Source organism: Tsuneonella sediminis (genome assembly GCF_051912845.1).
GTDB lineage: Bacteria > Pseudomonadota > Alphaproteobacteria > Sphingomonadales > Sphingomonadaceae > Tsuneonella > Tsuneonella sediminis.
This window is the reverse complement of record NZ_JBNCBU010000001.1, coordinates 989,732-1,008,207: the sequence shown is the minus strand read 5'-3', so window position 1 is coordinate 1,008,207 and position 18,476 is coordinate 989,732. Positions and strand designations below refer to the sequence as shown.

Annotated in this window: 19 protein-coding genes; 6 read left to right on the top strand and 13 right to left on the bottom strand. The window is 66.5% G+C overall.

Going from position 1 to position 18,476, the window contains the following annotated elements; genetic code table 11:
- The first annotated feature begins 106 nt into the window (after positions 1 to 106).
- From ACPV3N_RS05160 to ACPV3N_RS05150, 3 genes are all read left to right on the top strand, one after another.
- Positions 107 to 661, top strand: a complete 555-nt coding sequence (locus ACPV3N_RS05160) for a hypothetical protein (protein ID WP_440115398.1) — start codon at positions 107 to 109, stop codon at positions 659 to 661.
- Between the two features lie 122 nt (positions 662 to 783).
- The gene (locus ACPV3N_RS05155) at positions 784 to 2,193 is read left to right on the top strand and encodes a DEAD/DEAH box helicase (RefSeq protein ID WP_440115396.1); all 1,410 of its coding nucleotides are present in this window, start codon (positions 784 to 786) and stop codon (positions 2,191 to 2,193) included.
- 176 nt (positions 2,194 to 2,369) lie between these two features.
- Positions 2,370 to 3,068, top strand: a complete 699-nt coding sequence (locus ACPV3N_RS05150; RefSeq protein WP_440115394.1) for a response regulator transcription factor — start codon at positions 2,370 to 2,372, stop codon at positions 3,066 to 3,068.
- Positions 3,069 to 3,132: 64 nt separating this feature from the next.
- Here ACPV3N_RS05150 and ACPV3N_RS05145 read toward each other — a convergent pair whose 3' ends face one another.
- A complete protein-coding gene (locus ACPV3N_RS05145) occupies positions 3,133 to 5,436 on the bottom strand; it encodes an ATP-dependent helicase (protein WP_440115392.1) in 2,304 nt (767 codons plus the stop codon).
- Positions 5,437 to 5,550: 114 nt separating this feature from the next.
- On the opposite strand from ACPV3N_RS05145, the gene ACPV3N_RS05140 reads away from it, so the two are divergent.
- Complete coding sequence (locus ACPV3N_RS05140) at positions 5,551 to 6,156, top strand: hypothetical protein (RefSeq protein ID WP_440115390.1); 606 nt, start codon at positions 5,551 to 5,553, stop codon at positions 6,154 to 6,156.
- A 56-nt stretch (positions 6,157 to 6,212) separates the two neighbouring features.
- On the opposite strand, the gene rsmD is transcribed toward ACPV3N_RS05140, so the two are convergent.
- Genes rsmD through ACPV3N_RS05125 form a run of 3 tightly spaced genes read right to left on the bottom strand, consistent with a single transcriptional unit; the run spans position 6,213 to position 8,719 of the window.
- Complete coding sequence (gene rsmD / locus ACPV3N_RS05135; protein ID WP_440115388.1) at positions 6,213 to 6,758, bottom strand: 16S rRNA (guanine(966)-N(2))-methyltransferase RsmD; 546 nt, start codon at positions 6,756 to 6,758, stop codon at positions 6,213 to 6,215.
- Positions 6,755 to 7,543, bottom strand: a complete 789-nt coding sequence (locus ACPV3N_RS05130; protein ID WP_440115386.1) for a pseudouridine synthase — start codon at positions 7,541 to 7,543, stop codon at positions 6,755 to 6,757. Before ACPV3N_RS05130 ends, rsmD begins: the two co-directional genes overlap by 4 nt.
- An 18-nt stretch (positions 7,544 to 7,561) precedes the next feature.
- Complete coding sequence (locus tag ACPV3N_RS05125) at positions 7,562 to 8,719, bottom strand: aromatic ring-hydroxylating oxygenase subunit alpha (protein ID WP_440115384.1); 1,158 nt, start codon at positions 8,717 to 8,719, stop codon at positions 7,562 to 7,564.
- A 73-nt stretch (positions 8,720 to 8,792) separates the two neighbouring features.
- Here ACPV3N_RS05125 and ACPV3N_RS05120 point away from each other — a divergent pair, with 73 nt between their 5' ends.
- Complete coding sequence (locus ACPV3N_RS05120) at positions 8,793 to 10,520, top strand: AmpG family muropeptide MFS transporter (protein WP_440115382.1); 1,728 nt, start codon at positions 8,793 to 8,795, stop codon at positions 10,518 to 10,520.
- A gap of 90 nt (positions 10,521 to 10,610) precedes the next feature.
- On the top strand, positions 10,611 to 10,991 hold the full coding sequence (locus ACPV3N_RS05115; protein WP_440115380.1) for a PilZ domain-containing protein: 381 nt from the start codon (positions 10,611 to 10,613) through the stop codon (positions 10,989 to 10,991).
- A 2-nt stretch (positions 10,992 to 10,993) separates the two neighbouring features.
- On the opposite strand, the gene ACPV3N_RS05110 is transcribed toward ACPV3N_RS05115, so the two are convergent.
- From ACPV3N_RS05110 to purB, 9 genes are all read right to left on the bottom strand, one after another.
- The gene (locus ACPV3N_RS05110; RefSeq protein ID WP_440115378.1) at positions 10,994 to 12,286 is read right to left on the bottom strand and encodes a bifunctional folylpolyglutamate synthase/dihydrofolate synthase; all 1,293 of its coding nucleotides are present in this window, start codon (positions 12,284 to 12,286) and stop codon (positions 10,994 to 10,996) included.
- Positions 12,287 to 12,297: 11 nt separating this feature from the next.
- On the bottom strand, positions 12,298 to 13,146 hold the full coding sequence (accD, locus tag ACPV3N_RS05105) for an acetyl-CoA carboxylase, carboxyltransferase subunit beta (protein WP_440115376.1): 849 nt from the start codon (positions 13,144 to 13,146) through the stop codon (positions 12,298 to 12,300).
- Entirely contained in the window at positions 13,143 to 13,934 is a 792-nt protein-coding gene (gene trpA / locus ACPV3N_RS05100) for a tryptophan synthase subunit alpha (RefSeq protein ID WP_440115374.1), read from the bottom strand. The genes accD and trpA overlap by 4 nt, the downstream gene beginning before the upstream one ends.
- A complete protein-coding gene (locus ACPV3N_RS05095; RefSeq protein ID WP_440115372.1) occupies positions 13,931 to 14,137 on the bottom strand; it encodes a hypothetical protein in 207 nt (68 codons plus the stop codon). The genes trpA and ACPV3N_RS05095 overlap by 4 nt, the downstream gene beginning before the upstream one ends.
- A complete protein-coding gene (gene trpB / locus ACPV3N_RS05090; RefSeq protein WP_440115370.1) occupies positions 14,134 to 15,345 on the bottom strand; it encodes a tryptophan synthase subunit beta in 1,212 nt (403 codons plus the stop codon). Before trpB ends, ACPV3N_RS05095 begins: the two co-directional genes overlap by 4 nt.
- A gap of 61 nt (positions 15,346 to 15,406) precedes the next feature.
- Entirely contained in the window at positions 15,407 to 16,042 is a 636-nt protein-coding gene (locus tag ACPV3N_RS05085; protein ID WP_440115368.1) for a phosphoribosylanthranilate isomerase, read from the bottom strand.
- A gap of 4 nt (positions 16,043 to 16,046) precedes the next feature.
- On the bottom strand, positions 16,047 to 16,721 hold the full coding sequence (pyrF, locus tag ACPV3N_RS05080) for an orotidine-5'-phosphate decarboxylase (RefSeq protein ID WP_440115366.1): 675 nt from the start codon (positions 16,719 to 16,721) through the stop codon (positions 16,047 to 16,049).
- Positions 16,718 to 17,086: a LapA family protein gene (locus tag ACPV3N_RS05075; protein ID WP_440115364.1), complete on the bottom strand. Its 369-nt coding sequence runs from the start codon at positions 17,084 to 17,086 to the stop codon at positions 16,718 to 16,720. The genes pyrF and ACPV3N_RS05075 overlap by 4 nt, the downstream gene beginning before the upstream one ends.
- Before the next feature lie 72 nt (positions 17,087 to 17,158).
- Entirely contained in the window at positions 17,159 to 18,472 is a 1,314-nt protein-coding gene (purB, locus tag ACPV3N_RS05070) for an adenylosuccinate lyase (RefSeq protein WP_440115362.1), read from the bottom strand.
- Between the last annotated feature and the right edge of the window lie 4 nt (positions 18,473 to 18,476).

The following is an 18,476-nucleotide window of genomic DNA, read 5'->3' as shown; positions in this document are numbered from 1 at the left end:
TATGACACGCCGCCGGGACCGTGCGCCAGACTCCATTGTTCTCTTTCCCGGCCGGATTAAGCCGCTATTCAACCCCGTGCGCTATTGGCGTCCTGATCGCTGGACCATGAACCCGACCCTCGCTCTCCTCGCCCCCTTGGCGCTGCTGGTCCCTTCGCTGGGCGACATGCTGGGAAGCGAGCAGCAAAGCCAGCTTCTGCCTCCCCCCGAGCCAATCGAAGCCGCGCCGCGTAGCCCCGTGGCCCCTCTCGACTTCGTCGACGGATCAAGCGTCCGCCAGGTGCGGATCGAGCAGCGCGTGACGATTCGCATAGCTCCCCGCGATCCGGCGGTCCGCCCCTCGATGCTGGCCCAGATGGCGCCCGACGCCGGCGCGCCGGCGCGCTTCGCGGAGAGGAGGATGGGCAAGTGCGTGCCGGTAAGCGGGATCGCCGCGGTCGAGCCCGATTCGGGCGGCCGGCTGCTTCTGTTCATGCGCGACCAACGGCTTGTCAGCGCCAGCCTCGATAAGGCGTGCAGGGCGCGCGACTTTTATTCCGGCTTCTATCTCGAGCGGACGGGTGACGGCCTGCTGTGCGTGGATCGCGACAAGCTGCATTCGCGCGCGGGTGCGAGTTGCGGGATCAGCAGGATGCGTCAACTCGTCGCCGCGGGCGACTGAGGGCCTGCGAATCTTGACTTCGAGGCCGTTTCCGCGCAGGGGCGCGCGCGGAACGCAACGGATATTCTATCCGTATACGCTTCGGGCGCTCGCCGCCCCCTAATCCGGAAATCGTAAACCGCATGACATTTGCCGATCTCGGCCTCTCTCCCGAATTGCTGAAGGCGGTCGAATCGGCCGGCTACACCGAGCCTACGCCGATCCAGGCCCAGGCCATTCCCCCAGTGCTCATGATGAAGGACATCATCGGCATCGCCCAGACGGGCACCGGCAAGACCGCCAGCTTCGTGCTGCCGATGATCGACATCATGAGCCACGGCCGCCGCCGCGCGCTCATGCCGCGCTCGCTTATCCTCGAACCGACGCGCGAACTTGCCGCGCAGGTAGCCGAGAACTTCGAGAAGTACGGGAAGAATCACGACCTCAAGATGGCGCTGCTGATCGGCGGCGTGCAGATGGGTGACCAGCTCAAGGCTCTCAACGAGGGCGTCGATATCCTCATCGCCACGCCGGGGCGGCTGATGGATCTCTTCGAGCGGGGCAAGATCCTGCTGACAGGTTGCGAACTGCTGGTCATCGACGAGGCGGATCGCATGCTCGACATGGGTTTCATCCCCGACATCGAATTCATCTGTTCGAAGCTTCCCGAGACGCGCCAGACGATGCTCTTCTCGGCGACGATGCCGCCTCCGATCGAAAAGCTGGCGAAAAAGTTTCTCGACAATCCCAAGCGCATCGAAGTCAGTCGCCGCGCCTCGACGAACGAGAACATCACCGCGTTCAAGGTGCCGGTGAAGGCGCGCGACAAGCGCAGCACCCTGCGCTGGTTCCTGGAAAACGACCTCGTCGAAACGGCGATCATCTTCGCTAATCGCAAGACGACCGTGCGCGATATCAACAAGAGCCTGCAAAGCTACGGCTTCCGTTCCAGCGAGATCCATGGCGACATGGATCAGGCGAGCAGGATCAAGGAACTCGACCGGTTCAAGAAGGGCGAGGTCAACATCCTCGTTGCGTCCGACGTCGCCGCCCGCGGCCTCGACATCAAGGGCGTGAGCCACGTTTTCAACTTCGATACGCCGTGGCATCCCGACGACTACGTCCATCGCATCGGCCGAACAGGCCGTGCGGGCAACAAGGGTCGCGCGTTCACCTTCGTCGCCGAAGACGACGCCGAGGCGATCGAGAACGTCGAGAAGCTCACCGGCGCACCGGTGCCGGTATTTGGCAAGAAAGACGTGCGGGTCGAACTGAAGGCGCCCGAAACCAGAGCACCGAAAAGCGATGCGGGCGAAGCGGACCCACAGGGTGACGAGCCTGCGGCGGACCGAGGGTCCCAGGCTCGCGAGCGCCGTCCGCGCCGCGAGCGCGGCGACGCGCCCGCCCGTCCGCCCCGCGAGGCCGAACCGCGCGCCCAGCGCGGCGCCCGCGGGGACCGCACGCGCCGCGACGAACGTGACGATGACGCTCTCTCGAAGCCAGGCGAATGGAACGGTCCCGTGCCCGGATTTCTCGACGTGGGCTTCGGCTGAACGCTAACTTTCGTCATCGCCTGACCCTGCCTTTCGCGGACTTGTTCTGTTCCGCGTTATCCTGCAATCGCCTGTCATCAGGATTTGCGGGATCGGGGGCCTGGGCCTTGTCAAAGTCGCACTATATTCATTTGCTGGACGGCAGTTCTTCGCGCCGGGCGAGACTTGCTAATGCGATGAACGCGCACGGTCTCCATACCGAGATCTACGAAACCGCCGACGAGCTGCGCGGGCAGTACGGACGGTCGGGGTATCCTGATCAGGGCGCGGTCCTGATGAGCGATGACGATCACACTGATCTTGCCGCCATGATCGCAGACATGCGCGAGGCCGGTTGCTTCCTGCCCGTCGTCGCGTTCACCGCCGATGTTCCCAAGCCGCGCCGGATCGTGAGCGCCCTGCGGGCCGGGGCGGTCGACTATCTGTGCTTCCCTGAAGACCTGGCGATCGTCGGCAGTACGGTCGAGGCGGTGATCGAACATGCGGCGAGTCTTGCCCGTCATTACGAAATGACCGCGCTCGCCAAGACCCGTATCGCCCGCCTGTCCCGACAGGAGCGTCGTGTCCTCGAATCGGTGATTGCCGGAGCCACGAGCAAGGAAACCGCGCGTCAGATGGGCCTGAGTAACCGCACGGTCGAAGTGCACCGCGCCGCAGTGCTGGCCAAGCTCGAGGTCGCCACCTCTGCAGGCGCGATAGCGATGGGGATCGCGGCGGGCATCATGGCCACGATCGACGATCGCGCGCCCAAGGAGCCAGACGAGGCTGTGCGGTCGACGCTCGCCGTTCGCCGGATCGGAACCGGCTCATCGCTGATCCCGCCGCCCGGCCGCATGATGGCCGCAGGACCGGAATTGTACCGGCAGGCGAGCTGATCGGCTTCCGCGCGCGTTTCAGGTTCCAGTCGGCGGATGGCAAGTCGGCCATCGCCGAACCGGTTCAGGCTGCACTGACGAAGCTGTCGATCACCCGCTTGCGGCCGGCTTGCTCGAACTCGATTTCCAGCTTGTTGCCTTCCTGATCCAGAACTTCGCCGTAACCGAACTTGTCGTGGAACACGCGCTGGCCAATCGCGATGTCGGTGCGAGGCTTGGCGGCGAAACTGGCGGCGCTGCGCGTATTTTCCTTCACCCGCGCAGGCGTGGAATCATAGCCTGTCGCCACCGCGCGCTGCCAGCCGGGGCCGCGGGTGAGGGTGCGCGCCGGCTGGACCCTGGCGACGTGCGCGAAGGGATCGTCGTGCTCGCTCATCTGCGCGCGCCATAGCGAGGCTCCGCCGGTGAGCGTGGTCTCTTCGGTGACGTGATCGGCCGGCAGTTCGCCGACGAAGCGGCTCGGGATCGAGCTCGTCCACTGGCCGTATATGCGCCGGTTCGCCGCATGGACGATGGTGCAGCGCCGCCGGGCGCGGGTAATCGCGACGTAGGCGAGGCGCCGCTCCTCCTCGAGACTGGCGAGCCCGCCTTCGTCGAGCGCGCGCTGGCTCGGAAACACGCCTTCCTCCCAGCCCGGCAGGAACAGGTGATCGAATTCGAGGCCCTTGGCGGCGTGGATGGTCATGATCGTGACCTTTTCGCCTTCGTCGGCGCGGTCGTTGTCCATCACCAGCGCGACGTGCTCGAGGAAATCCTGGAGAGTGTCGTACTCCTCCATCGCGCGCGCGAGTTCGCTCAGGTTCTCGAGCCGTCCGGCGGCCTCGGCGCTCTTCTCGGCCTTGAGCATCGCGTCATAGCCGCTCTCGTCGAGGACGGTGCGCAGCAACTCGGCAGGCCCGGTCGTCTCCGCAAGTTCGCGCCAACGCAGGAACTGTCGCATGAGGTTCGCGATAGTGCCGCGTGCACGGGCCGGCAGTTCGTCGCTGTCGGCAAGCTGAAGCGAGGCGGCGGCCAGCGGCAGCCCCGTGGCGCGGGCGTGGCGGTGCATCTGCTCGAGCGTCTTGGCCCCGAGCCCACGCTTGGGCTGGTTGTAGATCCGCTCGAAGGCAAGATCATCGGCCGGCTGGGCGATGACGCGCAAGTAAGCGAGAGCGTCGCGGATTTCGGCCCGCTCGTAGAAGCGAAAGCCTCCGATGATCCGGTAGTTTAGGCCGATCTGGATGAAACGGTCTTCGAATTCGCGGGTCTGGTACTGCGCCCGCACCAGGATCGCGATCTGGTCGAGCCCTGCGCCTTCGCGCTCCAGCCGCTCGATCTCCTCGCCGATCCGGCGGGCTTCCTCCGGCCCGTCCCATACCCCGATGACGCGCACCTTTTCGCCTGCGGGCATCTCGGTCCACAGCGTCTTGCCAAGCCGCTCGCTGTTCGCGTTGATGAGGCCGGAAGCCGCGGCGAGGATGTGCGGCGTCGAGCGATAGTTCTGCTCGAGCTTGATCACCGCCGCACCGGGGAAGTCTTTTTCGAACCTGAGGATGTTAGCCACCTCTGCCCCGCGCCACGAATAGATGGACTGATCGTCGTCGCCTACCACACAGATGTTCTTGCGCTCCTGGGCGAGCAGGCGAAGCCAGAGGTACTGGACCTGGTTGGTGTCCTGATACTCGTCGACGAGGATGTACTTGAAGCGTTGCTGATAGTGCTGGAGCACCTCGCGATGCTCGCGGAATACGTTGAGCATGTGCAGTAGCAGGTCGCCGAAATCGCAGGCGTTGAGCGCCTTGAGCCTATCCTGGTAGCGGGCGTAGAATTCCTCTCCCTTGCCGTTGGCGTAGGCCTCGTTCTCGATCGCATCGAGGTCCTTGGGGTTGAGACCCCGGTTCTTCCATCGATCGATCAGGCCGGCGAGCTGGCGAGCCGGCCAGCGCTTCTCGTCCAGCCCGGCCTCCACGATCAACGCCTTGAGCAGCCGCAGCTGGTCGTCGGTGTCGATGATCGTGTAGTTCGATTGCAGGCCGGCGAGTTCCGCATGGCGGCGAAGCATCTTTGCCCCGATCGAATGAAAGGTGCCGAGCCACGGCATTCCCTCGACCGCCTGGCCGATATGCCGTCCGACCCGCTCGCGCATCTCGCGCGCGGCCTTGTTGGTGAAGGTTACGCACAGGATCTCGCTTGGCCATGCCCGGCGCGTTGCGACGAGATGAGCCAGCCTTGCGGTCAGGGCAGCGGTCTTCCCGGTGCCGGCCCCTGCAAGCATCAGCACCGGCCCTTCAGTCGTCAGGACTGCTTCGCGCTGGGGCGCGTTGAGTCCTTGCGCATACGCCGGGACGTCGTGCCTGGCGGCGCTGGGAGTTGGGACTGTGTCGGACATGCGTTTCCCGTGAACAGCTAGGGAACAAGGAGCTGCGGTGCAAGGGCCGGGCGGAACCGTGCAGCCGTGCTGCGCGTAGTGACACGGTAGATGGAAGTTCCGGAGAATTTCACAATGAAGAGACTGATCCTTGCCGGTGCCGCCGCGCTGGCCTTCGCTGTTCCCGCAGCCGCGCAGGATGCGGGCATGTCCCACTCGATGGAGATGTCCGCCCAGCAGAAGTCGATGTACGACAGCTGGCCCGCCGATCGGCAGACCTCCTATGATGGCTGGCCGCACGACTACCAGATGTACTTCTGGACCCTCACCCCGACCCAAATGACCGGCTGGTGGGCGCTGACCGACGAGCAGCGCGGCAGGGTCTATGCGATGACACCCGAGCAGCGCGTCGCAGCGTGGACCGCGATAGAACGCCAGATGGCGGGCATGCCGGCCGGGAACGCGTCGGCGACAGCAAGCGCGGCGACCACCGCTGCCGCCACAGCGAGCACGTCGGATCCGCGCTTCGTAAGCAACGCGGTGGTGCAGACGACCCCGGCCGACCCCGGACCGCCAACCGGCGACCTGCCGATTTGCAGTCCCAATCAGCAGGACAACTGCATCAACGCATGGGAAGCCGGCAAGCGCGGGCCGGGCGTTGCGCGGCCGCTCAATTACTGGCCGGGCAAGCCGGCGAGCGAAATCCCGGGCAAGAAACCGGCCGAAAAGCCCGGAATGTAGGCACAAGAGAGATCGAAAGAGGATGGGGCGCCCCCCTCAGCAGGGAGGCGCCCTTCCTATTGGGCCAGGCGGAGGAGCCGCAGTCGTGCCTTGCCGACCTTGCGGTCGGCTTCGATGGAGAGGGTGCGGACCGCCAGATCCTCGGTCGCGCCGGTTTCGACCGCGACCCACGTGGCCGGACCGACCCAGCCGAGCCGCAAGAGGCGATCGAGCGCGACACCCGCGGCGCCGGTCCCATAGGGGGGGTCAACCAGGATCATGTCGTGCGGCATCTTCGCCGCACCCAGCGCCGTTACCGATCCTGCGCTGACCGTGGCGCGCGTCCGCGCATCGAGCGCGGCAATGTTGGCCCGGATTGCGTCGAGCGCCGCCTTGTCGTGTTCGACGAACAGACACGAAGCGGCACCGCGCGAAAGCGCCTCGATCCCGAGTGCCCCCGATCCCGCGAAGAGATCGGCGACCGCCAGTCCGTCGAAGTCGCCGATGCGGCTCGCCAGCATGTTGAACAGCGTTTCGCGCGTGCGGTCGGCGGTCGGGCGGGTGGATTCCCCTTTCGGCGCGACCAGCCTGCGGCCGCGCCATTCGCCGGCGATCACCCTCATGTGCGAAGGCTCTTGCGCAGCCTTTCGACCTGGACCTGCGGGATCTCGACCGCCGTCCCGCGGGGAAGGTCTCCCAGGTTGAACGGACCGTAACCAACCCGCAGCAGCCGGCTGACCTGCAATCCGAGATGTTCGAGAACGCGCCGAACCTCGCGGTTCTTGCCCTCGGTCAGCGTCAGCAGGACCCACTGGTTGCGTCCGCCCTTTCCACCCTTGGCCGCTCCCTCGAGGTCCGCCTCGATCCGGCCGTAGCGCACCCCTTCGATCTCGACCCCTTCGATCAGTTCGTCGAGCTGGGCCTGGCTTATCTCGCCGAATACGCGGGCCCGATAGGTGCGGGGCACGTTTGAGGCGGGCAATTCGAGCGCACGCTTCAGTTCGCCGTCGTTGGTCAGCAGCAACAGGCCCTCGGTGTTCATGTCGAGGCGTCCCACCGGCATGACCCGCGGCGCCCCCCGTGGCAGCGCGTTGCGCAGCGCGGTGTATATCGTCGGCCGCCCCTTCGGATCGCGCTCTGCGGTGAGCAGCCCCGAGGGCTTGTGAAAGGCGAAGACGCGCGTCTGGTCCGCTTGCGCGACCGGCTTGCCGTCGACCGTCACCCCCTTGAGGTTGGGGAGCACCGTGGCGGGGGTGTCCAGTACCTTGCCGCCGATCGCGACCCGGCCGTCGGCGATCATTCGCTCGACCTCGCGGCGCGATGCGATCCCGGCGCGCGCGAGCAGCTTGGCGATCCTTTCGCCGCTGCGCGGGGCAGGGCGTTCACCCGGTCTTTCGGTCTGCGGCATGGCGCGGGAACTAGGCGCTCAGTTCGCTGCGCGCAACGCCTCGCTCACGGTTTCGTGGAAACGGCTGATGCCGCCTTCAAGATCGCCCAGCGTCAGGTGGGGGACCGCCCCGGTCGACAGACCCTGCTGGCCAAGCTCGGCGGCGCGAAAGTCCTCGCCCGCGAACACGCCCCCGTCGAGCAGCGCCCACGAGCGCTCCCAGTGCTCGCGCGCCTTCTCGGTCGCGGGAGGTTCCGGGATGAGCATGAAGTCCTCGACAAGCGTGTGGTCAACTGCCTGCGGCCAGAGCGACATGACGTTGATGTAATCGGGGCTCGGGATAATGATGGTCGCCGGCAAGAGCTGATAGGCGAACGTCACGCGCCGACGCAGCGCGGTCATGTCGGTAAGGTCGATCCCGTCGAGCTCGTCCACGCGGCCCACCGCGCTGCGCGCGTGCGGGCCGATCATGTCGCCGCTGGTCACCCCGTCCTTGAAGAACGGGCCGATCGTCTTCGCGTGAAGCCGGGTGACGTGGTAGCTTTCGAGAAACGCGTCCATGACAAGCTTCCAGTTGCCCGCGACGCTGTGGGTCTTGCGACGGAACAGGAAATGGTCGGGCGCGCCAAACGCGGCCATGTCCTCGCCGAGCGTGTCGGCATGGGCGAACTCGGCTCCCTCGACCGGCGCAAACCAGATCAGCCCGCCCGCTTCGCGGCTCGGGAGCTCCCGCAGGTGGTAGTCGTCCTTGTCGAGACCCGGAAAACTGTCCGGGCGCGGTAGCGCGAGCAACGCGCCGTCGAGGCGGTAGGTCCACGCGTGATAGGGGCACACGAGCCGCGCGGCGCAGACCGCTTCCGCCCCCTCCACGAGGCGCGTTCCCCGGTGCCGGCAGACATTGAGGAAGACCTGCACCTTGCCTTGCCTGTCGCGCGTGACCAGCAGCGGCTTGCCGGACAGGTCGTGCGGAACCGCCATGCCCGGTTCGGGTAGCAGGGCGCTCGGCATCAGCACCTGGGGCAGCCGGTCGAACAGTGCGGACTTCTCGCGCCCGAAATGGTCGGGATCGGTATAGACCCCGGACGGGACCGTCGCGATCCCGCCTTGCGGGCGGGTGTCCCCCCGCGCGAGCGCCTCGGCGAGCGCGAGCTGGCCCGCGGTCGGACGTTTTCCCCCGAGCGTTGTGGTCTCGTTCATGGTGACGCTTTCTAATTCCTCTCGCTGCGGTAAGTGTCGCATGGATTTGGTCGCACGGAAAGGACGCTAGGGCATGGGCGGGGTCGAAGGCGAAGCACCGAAAAAGCCGTCGAGCTGGCGCATACTCGGGCGCGCTCTCAACAACCGGAAGACCGGCTTCATGCTGCTGTTCGGGTTCGCCAGCGGGCTGCCCTTCGCGCTGTTTCTCGGCACGCTGTTCGCCTGGCTGACGGAAGCCGAGGTCGATCTCGAAACGATGGGCGTGTTCAGCCTCATCGGGCTCGCCTACGCGTTCCAGTTCCTGTGGTCCCCGCTGATCGACAAGGTCGACATTCCCGGTCTGCGCAAGCTCGGCAAGCGCAAGCAGTGGATCGTGCCGATGCAGGTGATCCTCGGCGCGATCCTGGTGACGATGAGCCTGCTCGACCCCAAGGGCGCTCTCGGCATGTTCAGCCTGCTGGCCGGGATCGGCGCCTTCGCCAGCGCCACCCAGGACATCGCGATTAATGCCTGGCGCATCGACGTCGCCGACGAGAAGGCGACGCTCGATATCCTCTCGACGATCTACCAGATGGGATACCGGCTTTCCTCGCTTGTCGGAGGGGCGCTTGCGCTGATCATTGCCGAGCGGATCGGCTGGCCGCAAACCTATCTCGCGCTGGGCGTGATCCTGCTCGCGATCGGGGCGGCGGGCTTGTTTGCACCCAACGCCGAGGGCGACGGGTCCGAAGTGTCCGGCGAAAGCGAGGAGCAGGTGCGTGCGCTGCGCAAGGCAGGCGGGATCGCACCGTCGGTTCGTTACAAGGCGCTGGCGCTCGTCGGCCTGTTGTGGGCGGGCGCGATCGGGGTCGTGCTCAACTTCATGATCGCATCCCTGACCTCGCGCCCGGAAGACAGGCCGGATCCGACGGCGTTCACTCTCAACTGGGGTCCGTGGATCATCGTCGCGACGATCATCCTCCCCGCGCTGATTGCCGGCTGGCTCGCGGCCCAGCGCAAGAAGGGGCAGAACCTCCTGGTCGAGGACGCCCCGCCCGCGCGCGGAGCGAGCTATGCCGCCGACCATCTCTATCGCGCGCTCGTGCTGCCGCTCGAGGAATTCGTCGGGCGGCTCGGCTGGTCGCTGGTGCTCATTCTCGCGGTGGTGCTGACCTACCGCATCTGCGACGCGATCTGGGGGACGTTCGCCTATCCGTTCTACCTCGGCGAACTCGGGTATTCGAAGGACGAGGTCGCGTTCGCCAGCAAGTTCTTCGGCGTCGGCGCGATCGTGCTCGGCCTCGCGATCGGCGGCTGGATGCTGACCGCGCTGGGGCGAATGTTCACGCTTCTCGTCGGCGGGTTGCTCGCGGCGCTCACCAACCTGCTCTACGCTGACATGGCGCGCGGCGGGCAGGTTATGGACGCGGTGGCGAATTTGACCGGCTTTGCCGCGCTCGTATCGAGTTTTCCCGGCGGCAGCGAGAAACTGGCACGCCTGATGGTGACGATCGGCGGAGAGAACCTTGCTATCGGCATCGCCGGCGCTGCCTACATCGCGTGGCTGTCGTCGATCGTTTCCAAGCAATTCAGCGCGGTGCAATACGCCTTGCTGTCTTCCCTGACGCTTCTCATCGGCACGTTGGGACGGGGCGCGCTCGGCCAGATGATCGAGTTGCAGGGGTATTATGCCATTTTCATCTTCACGACCTGGATCGGGCTAGGCGCGATGGTGCTCGTCTGCTTCGAATGGTGGCGACAGGCGCGCACGGGCCACGCGGGTGAGATCGCGCCCCAGGCGGCGTCCGCCGTGGCGGACTAGCACCTGCCGGTCCGGCACGCCGGGATTCTTCAGACAAATTTAGGGTTGTCGATTAATCAAACCACCTCCCGACAATGCTATCGTTCGATCATGGCGACGAATCGCGACCATTGTTCCGAAGACGACAGTCGACGCCATTTCGCCCGGCTCGAAGTGGGGTTCGGCGCGCGGCTGGAAACGCTCGATGGAGGGCAGCCGGTGCGGCTGATCAACCTGTCCCAGGGCGGCGCGCAGCTCGTGCTCAGCGAACCCGAGGAAGCGGGCGAGGGATTTCTCACCTGGCTCGATTTCGAGACGTTCGGCGAACTTGCGTGGCAGGACGGCGACCGGATCGGTCTCACCTTCGATGTCCCGCTCAGCCCGCTTTGTCTTGCCGAGACCCGCCGCCGCGCGCCCTCGGTCGTAATGGACGAGCAATCCGGTTCTTCGTTCACCAAGGCATGGGTCTCGGGTGAAATCGGCGACGACTGACCTCAGTCGGGGATTTCCCCGTTCATGCGCAGAACGGACCCTGCCAGATAGAGCGAGCCGGCGATAAGGATCGGCAGGTCGTCCGCCGGTGACGCCCTCAGCGCATCGGCGACCCCGGCGAAAGAGCGGGCGGCAGGACCGAACGCGTCCGCCCCGTGGCTCTCGCTCCCCGGCACCGGAACAACGGACAGCGATGCGATCCGGCCTTCCAGCGCGCCTACGATCGCGTCCGGGTTCTTGTTCGCGAGCATCCCGATCACGAGATGCACCGGTGCACCGAAATGCCGCGCGATCGCCGCTCCGGCGTCGGGATTGTGGCCGCCGTCGAGCCATACTTGCCGGCCCGGAGCCAGCGCGGTAAGCGGACCATCGTGCAGAAGCTGCAACCGCGCCGGCCAGCGCGCGCGTCGCAGACCCTCCGCGATCGCATCGGCGCCGACAGAGACGTAGTCCTGGTGCCGCAACATGGCGACCGCCAGCGCGGCGTTGTCGACCTGGTGCGAGCCCGGAAGCGAAGGCGCGGGCAGGGCGAGGCGGCCGTGGCGGTCTTCGTATTCGACAGCGTCACCGGAGCGGGCAAACCAGTCGCTCCCGCGCATGTGGAGCGGCGCGCCTGCCGCCATCGCCGCCCGCTCGATCTCGAGTTCCGCCGCCTCCGGATAGGCCTGCGTGACGAGCGGCCGGCCGGGGCGCACGATGCCTGCCTTCTCGAACGCGATCCGCGCGAGAGGTTGCGAGGGCGTGCCCTGTTCGGGCGCGAGCAGAAATGCCTCGTGATCGATGCCCAGGCTGGCGATGCCGCAGACGGCAGGCTCTTCGATCACGTTCGTCGCGTCGAACCGTCCGCCCAAGCCGACTTCGATCACGCAGGCGTCGGCGGGGCTTTCGGCGAAGGCGAGAAAGGTCGCGGCCGTCGTCACTTCGAAGAAGCTGGGACCCAGGTCCTCGCCCGCGTCGAGCACCGTTTCCAGTCGTTCGGCAAGCTCGGCGTCGGAGACCAGCGCGCCGGCGATGCGAATGCGCTCGTTGTAGCGTACGAGGTGCGGCTTGGTCGCGGTGTGGACGCGCTTGCTGTCCGCCTCGAGGATCGCGCGAAGGTACGCGCAGGTCGATCCCTTGCCGTTGGTCCCGGCGACGTGGAACACCGGCGGCAGCCGCTTCTGCGGATTGCCGAGCCGGCCCAACAGCGCCCGGATGGTGCCGAGGCCGAACCGTCCCTGCGGCAGCGAAAGCCGCGCCAGCCGGTCGAGCTGCGCCTGCACCGCCGGGTCGTCTGACCGCGCGAAGTCCTTCAAGGCTTGCGCCCTTACGCCGCCTTCTTCGGCGCGAGGTAGTCGATCAGCGTGGCAAGCGTCGCCTTCAGGTCCTTCCGCTCGACCACCATGTCGACCATGCCGTGCTTGTGCAGGTATTCGGCGCGCTGGAAGCCATCGGGCAACTGCTCGCGGATGGTGTCCTGGATAACCCGCTGACCGGCAAAACCGATCAGTGCGCCCGGCTCTGCGATATGGACGTCACCGAGCATGGCATAACTGGCGGTCACGCCGCCGGTCGTCGGATCGGTGAGCACCACGATGTAGGGCAGGCCCGCCGCCTTGAGGCGGCGGGTCATCACGGTCGCCTTGGGCATCTGCATCAGGCTGAGGATGCCTTCCTGCATCCGCGCACCGCCTGCGGCGGTGACGACGACATACGGACACTTGCGGGCGAGCGCGCGCTCGGCCCCGGCGCAGAACGCGGTGCCGACCGCCATGCCCATCGATCCACCCATGAAAGTGAAATCCTGAACCCCCACGACCGCGGGATGGCCGTCAATCGTTCCCGCGCCTACGCTGAACGCGTCCTTGTGGGCGTTTGCGGCGCGCGCCTTCTTGAGGCGATCGGTGTATTTCGAGGTGTCGCGGAACCTGAGCGGGTCTTCCTTGACGGTGGGCTGCGGCAGCAGATCGAAGCCCTCGTCGAGAATCAGCGACAGCCGGCGGTCGGCGTTGATCCGGCCGTGATGATTGCACCGGGGGCAGACATTCAGGTTCTCCTCGTACTCCTTGACGAAGAGCATTTCCTGGCAGGCGGGGCACTTGACCCACAGGTTGTCGGGAGTGTCGCGCTTGGCGACGAAGGGAAGGCGATTGCGGACGCGGCTGAGCCAGCTCATGCGGTTTCTCTCTTTGCTGCGTGGACCACTTCGCTGATCGAAGCGGCCAGCGCCTGGATGTGTTCGGGGGCGTCGGCCCCGTGACGTTCGCACAGCTCGACCAGCGCCGAGCCGACGACCACGCCGTCGGCGACCCGTGCGATCGCGGCCGCCTGATCGGGAGTGCGCACCCCGAACCCGACCGCGATCGGCAGATCGGTCGAACCCTTCAGCCGGGCGACCGCGGTTGCGATCGAGCCGGTCGCGGCCTGCTGAAGCCCGGTGATCCCGGCGACCGAGACGTAGTAGACGAACCCGCTCGATCCCTCCAGTACGGCGGGCAGGCGCGCGGCGTCCGTAGTCGGGGTGGCGAGGCGGATGAGGTCGATCCCCTCGGCGCGCAACGCGGGGCCAAGCGCATCGTCTTCTTCAGGCGGGATGTCGACGCAGATCACCCCGTCGACCCCGCAGCCCTTTGCTTCGGCGGCGAACCATTCGGGTCCGCGGCGGATCATCGGGTTGGCATACCCCATCAGCACCAGCGGCACGTCGGGGTGGCGGTCGCGGAACTCGTTGGCGATCATCAACACGTCGCGCGTGGTCGTGCCTGCGCTCAAGGATCGCAGGTTCGCCGCCTGGATCGCGGGGCCGTCGGCCATCGGATCGGTGAATGGCATCCCCAGTTCGATCACGTCCGCGCCGCCAGCGACCAGTGCATCGAGATTGGCCGCGGTGTCGCCGTCGCCCGCCGTGATAAACGCGACGAACGCCGGACGGCCTTTGGCGAAAGCGGAAGCGAGACGGGTCATTTGCGCTTCCGGCTCCAGCGGTCGAGGAGCGGCCGGGCAGCGATCGGCGCGATGAAAAACGCGAATGTCCCGGCCGCCACGAGCGCAATGGTCGAAGCTGTCTTGGAGGGCCACTCAACCAGCAGGGTTGCGAGCATGAGCGGCAATGCGATCAAATACATGACCATCCGCTCGAAATAGCCTTCATTGCGGACCCATCTCACATCTCCACTCCCAGCGCATCCGCCACGGTGAAGATATCCTTGTCTCCCCGCCCGCACAGGTTCGCAAGGATCACCGCGTCGCGGTCCATTTCCTTCGCGCGCCTGGCGACGGCGGCGATGGCGTGGCTGGGTTCGAGGGCGGGGATGATGCCTTCGGTGCGGCAGAGGAGCTGGAAGGCGTCCAATGCCTCGTCGTCGGTGACCGCGGTGTATTCGACCCGGCCGATGTCCTTGAGCCAGGCGTGCTCGGGGCCGATGCCGGGATAGTCGAGCCCGGCGCTGATCGAGTGCGCCTCGGCGATCTGGCCGTCATCGTCCTGCAACAGGTAGGTCTTGTTGCCGTGGAGGACGCCGGGCGAGCCGCCGGCGAGGCTGGCGGCGTGCTGCTTGTCGAGTCCATGCCCCGCTGCCTCGACGCCGAGCATCCTGACGTCGGCATCGTCGAGGAACGGGTGGAACAGACCGATCGCGTTGCTGCCCCCGCCGATCGCCGCGACGAGCAGGTCGGGCAGGCGGCCGGTGCGGCTGAGCATCTGTTCGCGCGCCTCGCGCCCGATCACGCTCTGGAAATCGCGCACGAGCTCGGGATACGGATGCGGGCCGGCGGCGGTGCCGATGATGTAGAACGTGTCCTCGACATTCGCGACCCAGTGCCGCAGCGCCTCGTTCATCGCGTCCTTCAGCGTCGCCGCGCCGCTGGTGACCGGGATTACCTCGGCGCCGAGCAGCTTCATGCGGAAAACGTTGGGTTGCTGGCGGGACACGTCGGTCGCGCCCATGAAGATCGTGCAGGGCAAGCCGAACCGCGCGCAGACGGTGGCGGTGGCGACGCCGTGCTGGCCCGCGCCGGTTTCGGCTATGATCCGCGACTTGCCCATGCGGATCGCGAGGAGGATTTGGCCGATGCAGTTGTTGATCTTGTGCGCGCCGGTGTGGTTCAATTCGTCGCGCTTGAACCAGACCTGCGCGCCCCCGAGCGCTTCGGTCAGCCGTTCGGCGAAATAGAGCGGGCTGGGGCGGCCGACGTAATGTTCAAGCAGGTCGTCGAACTGCGCCTTGAACGCCGGGTCGGCCTTCGCTGCGCGATAGGCCTGCTCCAGTTCGAGAATCAGCGGCATCAGCGTCTCTGCGACGTACCGGCCACCGTAGTCGCCGAAATGCCCCCGCTCGTCAGGCTGGTTCCGATAGGAGTTGGGTGTCGATTCCATCGCCGGTCCCATGGCGGTCAAGTGCCGCGAAGTCGAGACAGGAAAGGTTCGGGGCGCCGCCTCAGGCGTTTCGCGCAGCCTCGACGAAGGCGCGGATGCGCCCGGCATCCTTTACGCCCGGTGCGCTCTCCAGCCCGCTCGAGGCATCGACCATCTCCGCTCCCGACACGCGGATCGCCTCCGCGACGTTGTCGGGCGTCAACCCCCCGGCAAGGCCCCAGGGAATCTGGTGGCGGAAGCCGCGCAGCAGCGTCCAGTCGATCGCGACCCCGTTGCCGCCCGGCAGCACGCCGGGCGCGGCATCGTAGAGCAGCCTGTCGACCGCGCCCTTGAACCGGAGCGCGCTCTCCAGCGAATCCGCGCTGCGCACGCCGATCGCCTTCCACAGCTCCTGCGGGACGTTCGGCTTGAGAAGACCGAGCCACTCGGCCGTCTCCCCTCCGTGAAACTGCACGACATCCGGCCTGACCGCATCGACAGCCAGCGCGGTCGGGACCGGCTGCTGGTTGACCAGCAGCAACACGACCCTGGTATCCTGCGGAACCCGCGCTCGCAGTCGTTTCGCCTCGTCGAGCGTGACGTGCCGGGGCGAGGGTTCGTAGTGAACCAGCCCCACGTAGTCGGCGCCCGCGTCGACCGCCGCGTCGACGGCTTCGGCGGTGTTGCACCCGCAGACTTTCACCAGCGTCCGATTCATGGCGTCAGAGCGTCGCCTCGATTGCGCGGGCGGCGGCCACCGGATCGTCGGCACGCGTTATCGGGCGACCGACCACCAGCACGCTCGCGCCATCGTCCCGCGCGGCGCGCGGGGTGACCACGCGCTTCTGGTCGCCCGTCGAGTGGTCCGGAAGGCGCAGCCCCGGAACGACGAAGAAGCCGTTCTTCCATTGCCTGCGGACCGCCCCGACCTCGCGCCCGGAACAGACTATTCCGTCGAGGCCGGCGGTCTGTGCCAGTTCGGCAAGCCGCATGACCTGATCGTGCGGCGACCCTTGCACGCCGGTACGTTCGAGGTCGCGCTCGTCGAGGCTGGTGAGCATGGTCACCGCTACAACCCTGCAGCGTTCGCCCGCTGCGGCTTTGGCGTCCTCCATCATCGCCCTTCCGCCCGACGCATGGACGGTAACGATTGCCGGCTCGAGCACGTGGATGGCCTGCATCGCCCCCGCAACGGTGTTGGGAATGTCGTGGAGCTTCAGGTCGAGGAAGATCGGCAGGCCGACGTGGGCAATTTCGTGCACCCCGTGGTGGCCGTGCGCACAGAAGAACTCGAGGCCGAGCTTGATGCCGCCGACATGCGCTCTGACCCGCGCGGCGAGGGCGCTGGCATCATCCAGCCGGGGCAGGTCGAGCGCGACGTAAACCGGGTTCGTCACGACTGGCGGGGAGCAGAGGCGGGCGTGTCGTGTTCCCCGTCCAGCGCATCGTCGCGCAGGTCGGGATCGGGCCGCGGCGCCTGCACCGTAGGCCCCGCGGCTGTGGGAGAGGGCGTCATGGCGACGTTTCGCGCGGCGGTTTCCAGGCCCGAAATCCGCCGCTGTAGCCGCCATTTAACCCCGCGGTGGAGCAACCACATCGGCACGAGTCCGAGTAGGAACGAGACCACGACGAGCGCGGGCACCTTGGTCTCGAGGACGAGGTTGTCCCAGATCTGCACTTCCACCGGCTTCCAGTTGAAGAAGCTGAAGACGAGCAGCACCACCAGCAGCGCGAACCAGGCGATGGTGCGGACGATCTGCATCTTGTTTCCTCGCTCCCCGTTTCGGCTCTCGTTCGGGCTTAACCGCGATGGGCGAAGTTGGGAAGGGCGGCGCTATTCACCGAACACGCGCGCGAAGATCGTATCGACGTGTTTGAAGTGATAATCGAGGTCGAACTTTTCCTCGAGTTCCGCGGGGCTCAGCGCGGCGGTCACCTCGCTGTCGGCCTTGAGCAGGTCGAGCAGGCTGAGTGCTCCGTCCGATTCCCACACCTTCATCGCGTTGCGCTGGACGATGGCATAGGCGTCTTCCCGGCTCACGCCGGCCTGGGTCAGCGCCAGCAGGACGCGCTGCGAGTGGACGAGGCCCCCCATCCGGTCGAGGTTCTTCTGCATCCGGCCGGGATAGACGAGGAGCTTGTCGACGACCCCGGTCAGCCGCGCGAGAGCGAAGTCCAGGGTGATCGTCGCATCGGGCCCAATGAACCGCTCGACCGACGAATGGCTGATGTCGCGCTCGTGCCATAGCGCGACGTTCTCGAGCGCAGGGAGGGCATAGGCACGGATCATGCGCGCCTGTCCGGTAAGATTTTCGGTCAGGATCGGGTTGCGCTTGTGCGGCATCGCGCTGGAACCCTTCTGCCCGGGCGAGAAGTATTCCTCCGCCTCCAGCACCTCGGTGCGCTGGAGATGGCGGATCTCCACCGCCAGGCGCTCGATGCTGCCCGCGATCACCGCGAGCGTCGCGAAGTACATCGCGTGCCGGTCACGCGGGATGACCTGTGTCGAGACCGGCTCGACCGCAAGACCGAGGCGTTCCGCGACATGGGCCTCGACCTCCGGCGAAACGTTGGCAAACGTCCCTACCGCGCCCGAAATTGCACAGGTGGCGATTTCCTCGCGCGCCGCGACCAGACGTTTGCGGCAACGCGCGAACTCGGCATGGGCCTGGGCCAGCTTGAGCCCGAAGGTCACCGGCTCGGCATGGATGCCGTGGCTGCGGCCGATCGTCGGCGTGTACTTGTGCTCCTGCGCGCGCCGCTCGATCGCCGCCAGCAGCAGGTCGAGGTCTTCGAGCAGCAGGTCGCTCGCCTTGGCCAGCTGAACGCTGAGTGTCGTATCCAGCACGTCGCTGCTGGTCATGCCCTGGTGCATGAACCGCGCCTCGTCCCCGACCTGCTCGGCTACCCAGGTGAGGAAGGCGATGACGTCGTGCTTGGTCACAGCCTCGATCGCGTCGATCGCGGCGACGTCGATCTTCGGATCGGTCGCCCACCAGTCCCACAACGCCTTCGCCGCGCTTTCAGGCACCACGCCGAGCTCGCCCAGCTTCTCGGTCGCGTGCGCCTCGATCTCGAACCAGATGCGATATCGCGCCTCCGCTTCCCAGATCGCGGACATGGCAGGACGGGCGTAGCGGGGGACCATCATC